14 protein-coding genes are annotated in these 12,566 nt (G+C 48.7%); 13 read left to right on the top strand and 1 reads right to left on the bottom strand.

Annotated features, from left to right (window positions below):
- The first annotated feature begins 269 nt into the window (after nt 1-269).
- The 7 genes from JUF10_RS06055 to JUF10_RS06025 all read left to right on the top strand — a co-directional run bounded on the left by JUF10_RS06055 (nt 270) and on the right by JUF10_RS06025 (nt 5,965).
- Nucleotides 270-2,336 carry a peptidoglycan D,D-transpeptidase FtsI family protein gene (locus tag JUF10_RS06055; protein WP_203641332.1) on the top strand — a complete coding sequence of 689 codons (2,067 nt, stop codon included), beginning with the start codon at nt 270-272 and terminating at the stop codon, nt 2,334-2,336.
- Between the two features lie 158 nt (nt 2,337-2,494).
- Nucleotides 2,495-2,644: a 50S ribosomal protein L33 gene (gene rpmG / locus JUF10_RS06050; RefSeq protein ID WP_011667723.1), complete on the top strand. Its 150-nt coding sequence runs from the start codon at nt 2,495-2,497 to the stop codon at nt 2,642-2,644.
- A gap of 381 nt (nt 2,645-3,025) precedes the next feature.
- Complete coding sequence (locus JUF10_RS06045) at nt 3,026-3,574, top strand: 5-formyltetrahydrofolate cyclo-ligase (protein ID WP_203641331.1); 549 nt, start codon at nt 3,026-3,028, stop codon at nt 3,572-3,574.
- A 20-nt stretch (nt 3,575-3,594) separates the two neighbouring features.
- Complete coding sequence (locus JUF10_RS06040) at nt 3,595-4,275, top strand: rhomboid family intramembrane serine protease (protein ID WP_236008166.1); 681 nt, start codon at nt 3,595-3,597, stop codon at nt 4,273-4,275.
- 43 nt (nt 4,276-4,318) lie between these two features.
- Nucleotides 4,319-4,549, top strand: coding sequence for a YqgQ family protein (locus JUF10_RS06035; protein ID WP_125688501.1), 231 nt, complete (start codon nt 4,319-4,321; stop codon nt 4,547-4,549).
- A gap of 4 nt (nt 4,550-4,553) precedes the next feature.
- Nucleotides 4,554-5,525 (top strand): ROK family glucokinase, encoded by a 972-nt coding sequence (locus tag JUF10_RS06030; RefSeq protein WP_203641330.1) that lies wholly within the window; start codon nt 4,554-4,556, stop codon nt 5,523-5,525.
- Between the two features lie 26 nt (nt 5,526-5,551).
- Entirely contained in the window at nt 5,552-5,965 is a 414-nt protein-coding gene (locus JUF10_RS06025) for a rhodanese-like domain-containing protein (RefSeq protein WP_203641329.1), read from the top strand.
- Nucleotides 5,966-6,172: 207 nt separating this feature from the next.
- Here the strand turns inward: JUF10_RS06025 and JUF10_RS06020 are convergent, their stop codons facing one another.
- Nucleotides 6,173-6,349, bottom strand: a complete 177-nt coding sequence (locus JUF10_RS06020; RefSeq protein ID WP_048736212.1) for a DUF3042 family protein — start codon at nt 6,347-6,349, stop codon at nt 6,173-6,175.
- 315 nt (nt 6,350-6,664) lie between these two features.
- Between JUF10_RS06020 and JUF10_RS06015 the strand changes: the two genes are divergently transcribed.
- From JUF10_RS06015 to JUF10_RS05990, 6 genes are all read left to right on the top strand, one after another.
- A complete protein-coding gene (locus JUF10_RS06015) occupies nt 6,665-7,432 on the top strand; it encodes a glycerophosphodiester phosphodiesterase (protein ID WP_203641328.1) in 768 nt (255 codons plus the stop codon).
- Nucleotides 7,417-8,334: a tRNA (adenosine(37)-N6)-dimethylallyltransferase MiaA gene (miaA, locus tag JUF10_RS06010; protein WP_203641327.1), complete on the top strand. Its 918-nt coding sequence runs from the start codon at nt 7,417-7,419 to the stop codon at nt 8,332-8,334. Before JUF10_RS06015 ends, miaA begins: the two co-directional genes overlap by 16 nt.
- 385 nt (nt 8,335-8,719) lie before the next feature.
- Nucleotides 8,720-9,106: a MerR family transcriptional regulator gene (locus JUF10_RS06005; protein ID WP_203641326.1), complete on the top strand. Its 387-nt coding sequence runs from the start codon at nt 8,720-8,722 to the stop codon at nt 9,104-9,106.
- Between the two features lie 43 nt (nt 9,107-9,149).
- A complete protein-coding gene (gene glnA, locus JUF10_RS06000) occupies nt 9,150-10,493 on the top strand; it encodes a type I glutamate--ammonia ligase (protein ID WP_203641325.1) in 1,344 nt (447 codons plus the stop codon).
- A gap of 248 nt (nt 10,494-10,741) precedes the next feature.
- On the top strand, nt 10,742-11,620 hold the full coding sequence (locus JUF10_RS05995) for an exonuclease SbcC (RefSeq protein ID WP_203641324.1): 879 nt from the start codon (nt 10,742-10,744) through the stop codon (nt 11,618-11,620).
- Nucleotides 11,613-12,554, top strand: a complete 942-nt coding sequence (locus JUF10_RS05990) for a hypothetical protein (RefSeq protein ID WP_203641323.1) — start codon at nt 11,613-11,615, stop codon at nt 12,552-12,554. Before JUF10_RS05995 ends, JUF10_RS05990 begins: the two co-directional genes overlap by 8 nt.
- Nucleotides 12,555-12,566: the final 12 nt, after the last annotated feature.

Here is a 12,566-nt window from a genome sequence, read left to right as displayed (position 1 = left end):
ATTACACAAACCTAATCTTTCCAATATGTTTGTTCACCTTGATAGTGTAATATACTAAAAGGAAACGTCACTTAATTAGCTTGAAAAGTTTAGATTTTGTAAAGAGCCCGACCAGTAACTAAACGGTCGCCTGGGTTATGCTAGAATGACTAGTGTTATTTTGTCTAGGCTTCTAGAATAGCATAAAATCATTAAATTTCGGTAGCGGGATAGTGACTAGCGACGAAGTTTGGTAAAATAGGTGCAGTACAATAAGGAGCAGAGCTGTTGTGAAGAATTTTTATAATCGCGTTAGTAACCGAAATCAACGGTCTAGTGGCGGTCCCACGAAGTCAGAGATCCCGTTTCGGTTAAATTTTCTTTTCATTATTGTTGCCCTGTTATTTGCGGCGCTGATTGGTCAGTTAGCGTACTTGCAGGTGATGTACGGGACGCAATTTAAGGCGGAGGTCAATTCGACCGATACCACGATTGAAACCACCAACGTTCAACGGGGGATGGTTTACGATTCCACTGGTAAGGTCTTGGTTGGGAATAAAGCCCATCAAGCCATCTCCTACACCAAGGGGGTCAACGTATTATCGACGAGTATGTACGATATTGCGAACAAGTTGGGCCATTACTTAACGGTTTCGACCAGCTCCCTGACGCCGCGACAGGCCATTGACTACTATTTAACTGATCAAAAACGGTTAAAAGCGGTTGAGGGAAAGCTGTCCGGGACCAAGGGGATGTCGACCACCCAGTTGTACAACAAGGCGTTGAGTTATTTACAGAATGATTCATCATTTAAATTAACGAAAACGCAGCAGAACGCGGCCGCTATTTTTGCGAAAATGAGTGGGGCTTACGCGTTGTCGACCACGTACATCAAGGATTCTGGCGTTTCTAGTACAGAAATCGCGCAAATTGGTGAGCATCTGTCAGAAATGCCCGGGATCCAAGTGGGGACGAGTTGGTCACGGGATTATCCAAACGGGTCGTCGATCAGATCGATTATTGGGACCGTTTCGTCCGAAAAGACGGGGCTTCCAAGTGACCGGGTCAACGAATTGCTCGCTCAAGGATACTCTCGTAATGACAGCGTGGGGCAATCCTACTTGGAACAGGAATACGAGTCCGTTCTGCGGGGAACTAAGGCCGAAAAGCAGGTCGAGGTTGCCGGGAACAACACGGTGACGAAGGAAGTTAAGAAGTATGGAGGCCAGAAGGGGGATAATCTCCAACTGACCATCAACTCGAAGTTCCAAAGTCAGCTGCAATCACTGGTTCACTCTGCGGAATCCGGCGCAGGTGGTTATTCGACCGGGACGTACGCCATCGTGATGAACCCGAATACCGGTGGTGTCATCGGGATGGCCGGGGTCGATCGTGACCCATCCACGGGAAAGATCACCACGAACGCTTTGGGCGCCATGAACAGCGATATCGTTATGGGGTCCGTTGTCAAAGGAGCCATGGTTTCCGGTGCCTTGATGGATGGTGTGATTACGCCATCGAACAACACCTTGACTGATAAAGTCATCAACGTTGGTGGGGTTAAGAAGTCTTCTTGGTTCAACCATAGTGGGAGCGCGAATATTGCGGTCAACGCATCGACGGCGCTAGAAGTTTCTTCTAACTCCTACATGATGCAGTTAGCCATGAAGGAAGCCAAATTTGGCTACGTTCCAGGGTCAGCTCTGACCATGAATACCAGTATTTTTGCCAAGGAACGGGGCTACTTTAACCAATTCGGGTTAGGGGTCTCCACTGGGATTGACTTACCAGGCGAAAGTACTGGGTTGAAAGGGTCTAGCAGCTTCGCCCACATTGGGAATGCTTTGGACTTGTCCTTCGGGAACTACGATGCCTACACCGTTTTGCAGGTCGGTCAATACATGTCGACCATTGCTAATGGCGGGACGCGGATCGCACCACACGTGGTTGATTCTATTCGTGGGACCACGTCCACTGGTGAATTGGGTGCCGTTAAGTCAACGGTGACGCCAAAGGTCCTGAACCGAATTGGTATGACCACTGCTGAAAAGCAATTGGTTACTGAAGGGTTGTACGATGTGGTTCACGGGTCCAACACGTACAAGACTGGTGGGAGTTTATCCTCTATTTCACCAGGAATCTCGGCTAAGACTGGGACGGCGCAAACTTACTATAAAGGTCATGAGACCGTTACCCTGAGTTTGGCATCTTACGCCCCAGAGAAGAATCCACAGGTGGTCGTGGCCTTAGCCATGCCAAACCTGGGAGTCAATGCCGAGGACAACAACATGCAGTTGGCTAAAAAGATCTACGCAGCGTACTGGAAGACGGTTCAGTCTAAAACAACGATTGAGTAGGGCTTAAAGCCTAGTGGTAAAAGCTTTCTGACAGCTGTTAAGTATTTTTCCTTAACATATTTGGGATTATGACTGGTAATTGCGCTGAATTAATGGTAATATATTACGAGTTAAGGGCTCTAGCCTGTAATTTTGAACAAGTTGGGAGGTTACCCACAATGCGTGTACACATCACTTTAGAATGTACAGAATGCCACGAACGCAATTACTTATCCAGCAAGAACCGGCGTAATAACCCGGACCGGGTTGAATTTAAGAAATACTGCCCACGTGACCGGAAAGTAACTTTGCATCGTGAAACTAAGTAAGGTACGGGCGAGAGTCCGCACCTTTTTTTGTAGTTAAAAGTTGAAGGGCCAACAGTAGTTCTGGTGCTGGTTATGGTTAGCTCGACAACATGATTAATGTTGAAATTGAGTTGTGGGCTTTGCGTCTTGCCGACTGCCAGTTAGAGGTCTTCTGAGTCGACGGAAACACATCGCCGGTTAAGCGGACCAGGGTTCTTGAATCCGCGTCTGGGACGACCTCGAAGACACGTGTTTTTCGTGGCTTTGAGGTGAGACGGAAGCCCGTACTTTGCCCCACAGCAGGCGGAATCCCTGGCAGCCGTAGTGCGACAAATTTACGCAATACTTTCTTTGATACAACGTAAAATTAAGAGAATGAGAATTGATTAGGGAGGCGTCACCTTGGCAACCAAGAAAGAATTACGGCAGCAGACGATTCAGGCGCTTAAAACGATGTCTGCAGAACAACGACTGGCCGCCAGCGAGCAATTGTATCAGCAGTTGTGGGCATTGCCAGAATGGCAGGCAGCTAGCAAAATTGCCACTACCATTAGCAGTGGGTTTGAATTAGCAACGCAACCGATCATTGATCGGGCACATGCGGAAGGCAAAGTTGTTGCCGTTCCCCAAACGTTGCCACATCGGCAGATGGCCTTTCACGTGGTGGACGACCACACAAATTTTGAACGCAGTAAGTTTGGGTTATTAGAACCCGTTGACGGTGAAGTTATTGCCCCAGACCAATTTGACTTAATTGTGGTTCCTGGCCTTATTTTTGCGGCTACCGGGGAACGATTGGGCTTCGGCGGCGGTTACTACGATCGCTATTTACCCAAAACGACTGGGTTTAAGGTGTCTCTGGCATTGCCCGCACAACAGGCAAGCCAACCTAGTTGGACCGTTGAATCATTTGATGTCAGATTAGATGCGGTTTTAGCCGCACAGTTATAGAATAGAAAGGAAGCCTCGCGGTGACGCAACTTAAGTATCGACTCAACCGGCTTAACCAGTATCCGTTTATGACAGTCGGCCTGATTGTTATCATGGTGCTGGTCTACGGCGCCATGACTTTGGCCGGTGGCAGCACCGACGTTAACGTTTTGATCACGTTTGGCGCCAAGGTCAATGCCTTGATTCAGCAAGGCGAATGGTGGCGGCTGTTCACCCCGATGTTCTTGCACATTGGATTTACGCACATCTTGATGAACATGATCACCCTGTACTTTGTGGGGATCCAGATTGAAGCGGCGTTTGGTCATACCCGTTTTCTAGCGATGTTTCTGATTGCTGGTATTGGGGGAAACGTGGCCAGTTTCTGCTTCTCGGATAGTTTGTCGGCAGGCGCTAGTACCGCGATTTTTGGGCTATTTGGGGCCTTCCTGATGCTTGGCGAATCCTTCTGGCAAAATCCAGTTATTCGTCAAATCGCGCGAACGTTCATGGCCTTTATCGTTATGAACTTAGCGTTCGATATCTTCACGCCGGGCATTGATATGGCCGGTCACCTGGGCGGCCTGGTCGTGGGCTTTTTGGTAGCGTATACAGTTGGCGTCCCTCAAATTGGTAAGGTTAGTGTAATCAAGAGAATTGTAGCGACTGTTGTTCTAATCTTTGGATTGGTCTGGCTGTATTTACACGGCATGGCCCAGTAGTCAACGAAAATGACTCGTGCAATTTCACGGAGGTTGTGGCACAATGAAAACGTTATATGATGTTCAGCAGCTACTTAAAAAGTTCGGTATTTATGTGTACGTGGGCAAACGGCTTTGGGACATTGAGGTCATGGCACTAGAACTAGACCACTTGCGAAAAGCGCGGGTGGTGGATGATCATACTTTTGTGCAGGCCAAGGTGGTTCTGACGCATGAACACCGATTAGAAGAACAACGAGCAAGAGATAAACACCAATCCATTGGAGGGATTTAGAGTTATGGCACGGAATTTAATTGGAATCGATTTAGGTGGTACCACAACGAAAATGGCTTTCCTCTCTGTTTCTGGGGAAATCCTGACGAAGTGGAACATTCCCACTGATATCTCTGATGAGGGCAGTCATATTGTCCCAAACATTATTGAGTCGATTAACCAACACATTACAAACTCAGAATTTAGTAAAGATGACTTTATCGGTATCGGGATGGGGACCCCGGGTTCCGTAGACATTGAAAATGGAACGGTCATTGGTGCGTTCAACTTAAACTGGAAGAAGCGCCAACAAGTTCGTGACCAGATTCAAGCCGGTGTTGGGTTACAATTTATTTTGGACAACGACGCTAACGTGGCTTCTCTGGGTGAATACTGGAAGGGCGCCGGTGAAAAAGATGCCGACGTGGTCTTCGTCACGTTAGGTACTGGTGTCGGCGGTGGGGTCATCGCTGGCGGCCGTCTCTTACACGGTATCAATGGTGGTGCCGGTGAGTTGGGTCACGTCACGGTTCAACCCAACGGCTACTTATGTACTTGTGGCAAGCGTGGCTGTCTCGAACAGTACGCCTCCGCTACTGGTGTCGTTCATGTGGCCGCTGACATGGCAAAGGACTTCATGGGCACGTCTCGCTTAAAGGAAATGGAAGACAATCAAGAGAGTGTTACCTCTAAAATGATCTTCTACTTGGCCGACAATGGTGACATTTTGGCTAACCAAGTCGTTGACCGGGTGACGTTCTACTTAGGGTTGGCTTTAGCTAACGTTGCCAACATCTTGAACCCAGCTAACATCATCATCGGTGGTGGGGTTTCTAATGCCGGCAACACGTTGTTACAACCAACGACGCGTTACTTCCAAGAAAACGCGTTCCCAGCCGTTCGTGATTCAACGAAGCTGCGGTTGGCACAATTAGGTAACGATGCAGGTGTGATTGGGGCCGCTTCATTGGCATTGCGGTTCCAAAAGAGTAACTAGTAAAAGCCAGGAAGGACGATTTAGTTTTGGTAATTGGTGCAATCTCTGGGATGACGATCTATACCATCATCCTGATCATATTGTTAGTCGCATGGGGCGGTTGGGAATTAGCCACGGTCATTCGGCGTAATCGCGTGGCCACCCTAATCGACGAGGACACGTTTCAAGCGGGTCTCCGTAAGGCACAAGTTGTCGATTTGCGGGAAAAGAAGGACTTTGACGCGGGCCATATTTTAGGTTCCCGGAATATTCCTTTCTCAACGTTTAAAGCCTATCACCAAGAAATTCGTGCGGATCTGCCAGTCTACCTGTATGATCAGGGGAAAACACTGAGCACCCGGGCTGCCTTGATGTTAGGTAAAGAAGGCTACGACCAAATCTTTATCTTAAAGACGGGGTATTCACGTTGGCAAGGTAAGACGAAAAAGACGAAATATTAAAAGAGTGCGACAAAGGACGGTTAGCTGGCGAGCATTAAGGCTGATAACCAGATAATCCTGGGCTTGGATTATTTGGTTATCAGGATTAAGCGGAACCAGCTGTCCTTGGTCACACGTTTCGGCAATATAAAATCAGAGGACAAGTCCTCTGCAAAAAAAGAGCGCCACGGAAAAATCCGCGACGCTCTTTTTGTTTGTCAGTGAAGATTACCCGTTGTGAGCGGAATGACTCTTCCGGTTCGCCCGTTTCCGGTTTTCTTCAAAGCGTGATTCCTGGTCTTCAATTGGTTGAACGACCTTCTTTTTAAATGAAAATACGGCCCCAGCAACAGCACTAGCGGTTGCGACGACACCAAACAAAAATCCTTTTGTGAAATGTTTCATAGCATTCGACTCCCATCATTTAAGAATTTAGTTATCCGCTTCCATTATGCTGGTTTTGCTGTCAAATTGCCAGTGATTTACGGAGATTCGTGGGGTGATTGCGTGAAGCGTGGTCGGGTTTAAACGGCCTGCTTGTCGTCTACCTATGCTGGGGCTAAAGATGCTGATTTAAGCGGGAGTTTATTAGCTAAAATTGGAGGTCTCGTAGCAACTTCCAATTCATTTTATAGTTGCCCGCGTTTTGTGGTAATCTTATTCATGAAGGATTCAAGGATGACGCATCTACATAAAGGTTACCAAGGAGGAGTTGACGTCATGTTTACCAAACAACCAACGCAGATTATTGCGCACCGGGGCAGTAAGGGGACCCGCCCTGAAAATACGTTGCTGGCGTTTCAGGCCGCATTGGATGCTGGGGCCGACGGTATTGAGACCGACGTTCAGTTGTCAGCGGACCAGCAACTGGTGATCATGCACGATGAGCGGGTCGACCGGACGACCAATGGTGAGGGCTTTATTCAAGACCTAACGCTGGCCCAGCTAAAACGATTGGATGCGGGTAGTCGCTTCAGTCCGGATTATGCAGGGACACAGATTCCAACGCTGGATGAGGTGATTCAACTGCTGATTGCGGATAATTTCACGGGTGTTTTCAACCTAGAACTCAAAACGAATAAGATTCACTATCCGGGAATTGAACAGCGCTTGGCCGCGTATTTTGAGCGGCAACCGGTGCCCTTTCGGCTGGTTTTCTCCAGCTTTCGGGCGAAGTCCATTTTGACATTGCGCACCCTGTATCCGCAGGCAGAGTATGCCAAGCTGTTTAAAACGGCGGGGCGTCAGGCAAAATTGATGCAGCGGCGTCATCAGGTTGGGGGCTTACATCCGGACATTCACTGGGTCAAGGCCCATCGCTTCTGGCTGCCCCACGCACAATTGCGGCCGTGGACGGTCAATAGCGAAGCTGACATGACGTACTGTTTACGCCACCATTTTGCCGGATTGATCACGGACTATCCGGCCCGGGCCGTGGCACTACGAACGAAGATTCAGGGAGGAGCGTCATCTTGGAAAAAGTCTTAGCGATTGTGGGCCCGACGGCGGTGGGTAAAACGGCCCTCGCGATTGATCTTGCACAGAAATTTAATGGGGAGATCATCTCGGGGGATTCTATGCAGGTCTATCGACATTTAGACATTGGAACGGCCAAGGCGACCCCCGCCGAACAGGCCCAAGCCACACACCACTTGATCGACGTGTGCGATGTGACCCAACAATTTACCGTGGCCGAATTCGTGGCCGCAGCACAGAAGTTGATTCCGGAAATTCGCCAGCGGGGGCATTTGCCGATTATTGCTGGAGGAACGGGTTTCTATTTGCAGGCCCTCTTTGACGGTCTGAAATTAGGAGCAGAAGCGCCTGGTGACGCCGACGTCCGGGCACAACTCCGCGCGGTGGCTCGGGAAAAAGGTCCCCAGTACCTGTGGCAACGGCTAAACGAGCGCGACCCCCAGGCGGCGGCCAAAATTCCACAAACCAACGTGCGACGGACGGTACGCGCGTTAGAGGTCATTCAAGTGACGGGGCAGCTATTCTCACATCAGGATAACGGCGGTCCCCAGTATGCCGACTGTTACGTAGCACTAAATACTGATCGCGCTTTGCTTTATCAACGAATCAATCAGCGAGTCGACCTGATGATTAAGGCCGGCTTGGTGGATGAGGTCAAGTGGCTAGCTGAACAGGGCGGATCGGCACTCCCACCCGCCACTGGCATCGGTTATCGCGAATTATTGCCGGTCATAGGCCAACCGAATCGACTCCCGGCGGCTGTTGATTTGATTAAGCAGGACTCCCGGCACTACGCCAAACGCCAACTGACTTGGTTCCGCAACCAAACGACAGCGACCTGGTATGACTTGGTCCAGCACCCGGAGCAACGTACGCAGATTGAGCAACACGTCACGGCGTGGTTGGAAAGTTAATTAATAATGAATGCAAATTGAAATGGGTTAACATGCTTTGAAGTCCTGAATAAATCGGGGCTTCAAGGCTTTTTTATTCGGTCGAACACTTCTAAATGGTATCGACTCTGATGTGGGGAATACTTGATGACAAGTATTCCCCCTGTGTGGTGTGGTCGAATAGCTGTAGGTTTAGGTAGAACTAAACGCGTGTCATGGAAAAGCTCAATGTAAGCCGGAGTGCGGCTATATTTAATCAATCTGCCCTTGACCTGTGTACTTAGTTCTTACAATTAATTAAAGAATTAAACATTTTGGGTGTTCATGTCACAAAACATAACATGAAACCTTGACTCCCGTTTTCAGCGTGGTATGATGGCATCATAGTTAAAGGGGGCCGGTAGTGATGAAGGAAAAGGAGTTGCGGCGTTCATTGGCCGTTTTACCAATGGGTACCGTCATGAAATTAACGAGCTTAACGGCGCGTCAAATTCGTTACTATGAGGCTCAGAACTTGGTTTCTCCCGAACGGAGTGACGGCAATCGGCGGTTGTATTCGCTGAACGACGTTGACCGGTTGCTAGAAATCAAGGACTACTTGGCCGACGGGGTCAACGTTGCGGGTATCAAGGCCATTTATGACCAACAGCAACGAGCCGCGCAAGCGAAAGAAGCGGCTGAAAAGCAACCGTTGACCGATGAAGATGTCCGCCGAATTTTGCAGGATGAATTCATTCGTCAGAGTGGCTTCAGCCAACCAGCGTCAGGGTTACACCAGCAACGACCTCTTTAAACCGTGGTATTAGACGAGAAAAAACTGACAGGGAGCGATTTTAATGGCAAAACCAGAATATTCCAAGGATGACATTCGTCAGATGGCAAAGGACGAAAATGTTAAATTCTTACGGTTAATGTTTACCGACTTATTCGGAACAATCAAAAACGTTGAGGTGCCTATCAGCCAACTTGATAAGTTACTCGAAAACAAGTTGATGTTTGATGGGTCTTCCATCGATGGTTTTGTTCGAATCGAAGAAAGTGACATGTACCTGTACCCAGACCTTTCGACCTGGATGATTTTCCCTTGGAGTACGGAACGGGGCAAGATTGCTCGAGTGATCTGTGAAGTCTACACGACGGATGGTAAGCCATTTGCTGGTGATCCCCGGAATAACTTGATTCGGGTCTTAAACGACATGCGTAAGGCCGGCTTCACGGACTTTAACATCGGACCAGAACCCGAATTCTTCCTGTTCAAAATGGACGAAAATGGTAAGCCAACGACCGAACTTAACGACAAGGGGAGCTACTTCGATATGGCCCCAATGGACTTAGGTGAAAATTGTCGGCGTGAAATCGTTCTGACCATGGAAGAAATGGGCTTTGACGTTGAAGCGGCTCACCATGAAGTGGCTCCTGGTCAACATGAAATCGACTTCAAGTATGCCGACGCCTTGACGGCTGCCGACAACATCCAGACCTTTAAGTTGGTCGTGAAGACGATTGCCCGGAAGTATGGCTTGTACGCAACGTTTATGCCCAAGCCACTGGCTGGGATCAACGGTTCCGGGATGCATTTGAACATGTCTCTGTTCCACGGCCAAGGCAATGCCTTCTTCGACAAGGACGGCGGCGACATGCAGTTATCTGAGGATGCTTACCACTTCTTGGGTGGGTTACTCAAGCATGCCCGGAGCTTCACGGCCATCTGCAACCCAATCGTGAACAGTTACAAGCGCTTAGTTCCCGGTTACGAAGCCCCAGTTTACGTGGCTTGGTCTGGGTCTAACCGGTCACCATTGATTCGGGTACCAAACTCCCGTGGCTTGTCAACACGGTTGGAGCTCCGGAGTGTTGACCCCGCAGCCAACCCATACCTGGCCATTGCGGCGGTTCTGGAAGCTGGCTTGGATGGCTTACGTAACAAGTTAGCCCCACAAGAAGCCGTTGACCGGAACATTTACCGCATGGATGCCGAAGAACGTCAAGAAAACCACATCACCAACCTGCCTGACACGCTGCACAACGCGTTGAAGGACTTGGCGGCCGACGATGTCATGCGTGGTGCCATGGGCGAACACCTCTTCCAGAGCTTTATCGAAGCGAAGAATCTGGAATACAATTCTTACCGGACGCAAGTTTCTCAATGGGAACGCGATCAGTATCTGGAATTGTACTAAACCGATTTAAAAATTAATCATTAAAAATGTGTGGGCAAACGTCACGCGTACGGTCACCAGGAAACTGGGACGGTAGGCGTGGCGTTTTCCGCTTTCGGAACCACTGGGACCGTAACTATTTAAAAAAATTCTTGTTTTCTGGCAAATTTCGTTCAAACTGCTTTATTCTATATGAATTTTTGGTAACATGAACGTATAACCAAATGTTCACGGCAAGCGCTAGGGAACATCAGAATGAGGGATAATCCATGGAAAATCAAGAACAACAAGCTAGTGCAGCCGATGTCTTAACGCAGGCAATCGCCAACAAACTCGATTACTTAAGTACGTTGCAGGCGGCGGTTCAGCACGGCGATGACCGAAAAGTTTATGAACTTCTGGACCAAGCGCGCTACTATCAGGAAGTTAAGAAGACCCGAGCAGCGCGATCAGTCAACCATTTGTCTGAATTGGTCGATAACATTCATCCCCAAGTCAGTCATTATTTGAGCGACAACTTAATTGATTATTTAGGCCACATTTACCCATTCTTCTACTACGAAGAATATACCACCGGACTGTTCCACATTTACTTTGGGAACTGGTGGGACCGGCGATTGTTCGGTGATCTCGATGTGATCAACGTGCAATTCCAGTTTGACGAGAAGGAATACCAAAAGTTAAAGGATTCCTTTGCATTGGAGAGCCAGAATCAACGGCTGAACACGGCAAAGATCGAATCAGTTTCCGCTGAGAGTGAAAAACTTCAACAGTTAGTCGATGCTCAAGCAGCGCGGGACAATGATAAGGCTAAGCTGCGTGACCAATTGAAGGAAAACAGCCAACGGAGCAGCCTACCTTGGGATTCCAGCAAGGTTAAGGACGAACGCCAAGGCATTATCGACCAGTTGACCAAACTGGCTGACGAGGACGAAAAGGCCTTGAACGCCCACAAGTTGATCAAGGAAAACGACGATAAGATCTTGGTATTATCCAAGGAAGACACGATTCTTAGCTATGAAAAGCAGAGTATTCGCGATTCGTTTGATGACTTCGAACACTTTGAAGCCCACAATGCGAGCTTGTACGCTGATTACTTAAACAGTCTGCTGGGTAAGAGTGAGGGCGAGGTGAAGGCCGATGATTAACGAAAATGATCCGTCAACGTTGACCACCAGCGGTCGGTTACTTAACTATAACGAGGCCATCAAGTCGGGCCTGGAAACCGGACTGAAGTTTACCCGGTTAATGGACCAACTCATCAAGACGACAGATCCCGATGAATTGGTCAGTGCAGCAACCCAACTGGCCGATTTTGAATTGGATTCGGACTACGTGACGTTCCCTCATCAATACAGCAATTCGGACTATTATCTTTTATTCATGTCCCGGATGCTGGAATTACACGATCAGGGCAAGAACGTTATCTTACAGTCGCGTGACCACCACGAAGAGTTGACCCAAGAGTTAACGCCGCTGGGTGATCGTGGCACCTTCAACTTCCGGATCGAAACGTCAGAAAATGGTGGCGTTTTCTACCGGGAGCGGGCCACGGGCCAATCCTTATTCTATTTGAATTTGGAACGGAAAATGTTCCGGTTCAACAGCCACGCGCTGACTCAATTGTTTATCATCGACTTGCATGATACGGTGCCGGCCGAAACGGTTAAGACGTCCGTGCAGATTCTCTTTGACTTTGCCCGGTACTTAAAAGAAGATTACGGTTATTCCGTGGACTTTAACATCTTAGACATGGCCAACCGGCAAAATTACGCGGTGCGTTCCGTGGACTTGCCAGCTGGTGTCGTGGACCGTTTATTCGTGACGGCAGCGCAAAACGACTACATGCTGACGAATGGGGTCAACGGCAACGGTGCTGAGATTGCCTTGGATAAGAACGTTGTGGTCGACATCTTCAACAACCAGCTTGAAGGACAGCCGGAATGGGTCATCACCGTTCATGACGATGCCCAACAGGTCTCTTGGTTTGATGTTCTCCTGCAATATCCGTTCATGCGTGATTGGTACTTAGAAAATCTGAACGATTTGGAGATTCAGTCGGACCCACTGATTTTTGGCTAGGAGGAATTAGAT

This window comes from Levilactobacillus andaensis, from assembly GCF_016861695.1.
GTDB classification, from domain to species: Bacteria; Bacillota; Bacilli; order Lactobacillales; family Lactobacillaceae; genus Levilactobacillus; species Levilactobacillus andaensis.
Note: the sequence above shows the minus strand (reverse complement) of the source record. Positions and strands in the feature narration are given on the sequence as shown.

Excerpts from the sequence above, each read along its gene's own strand:
- JUF10_RS06015 (WP_203641328.1), top strand. The coding sequence starts at position 6,665 with ATGTTTACCAAACAACCAACGCAGATTATTGCGCACCGGGGCAGTAAG.
- JUF10_RS06020 (WP_048736212.1), bottom strand. The coding sequence starts at position 6,349 with ATGAAACATTTCACAAAAGGATTTTTGTTTGGTGTCGTCGCAACCGCT.
- glnA (WP_203641325.1), top strand. The coding sequence starts at position 9,150 with ATGGCAAAACCAGAATATTCCAAGGATGACATTCGTCAGATGGCAAAG.
- JUF10_RS05990 (WP_203641323.1), top strand. The coding sequence starts at position 11,613 with ATGATTAACGAAAATGATCCGTCAACGTTGACCACCAGCGGTCGGTTA.
- JUF10_RS06030 (WP_203641330.1), top strand. The coding sequence starts at position 4,554 with ATGGCACGGAATTTAATTGGAATCGATTTAGGTGGTACCACAACGAAA.
- JUF10_RS06035 (WP_125688501.1), top strand. The coding sequence starts at position 4,319 with ATGAAAACGTTATATGATGTTCAGCAGCTACTTAAAAAGTTCGGTATT.
- JUF10_RS06005 (WP_203641326.1), top strand. The coding sequence starts at position 8,720 with ATGAAGGAAAAGGAGTTGCGGCGTTCATTGGCCGTTTTACCAATGGGT.
- JUF10_RS05995 (WP_203641324.1), top strand. The coding sequence starts at position 10,742 with ATGGAAAATCAAGAACAACAAGCTAGTGCAGCCGATGTCTTAACGCAG.
- rpmG (WP_011667723.1), top strand. The coding sequence starts at position 2,495 with ATGCGTGTACACATCACTTTAGAATGTACAGAATGCCACGAACGCAAT.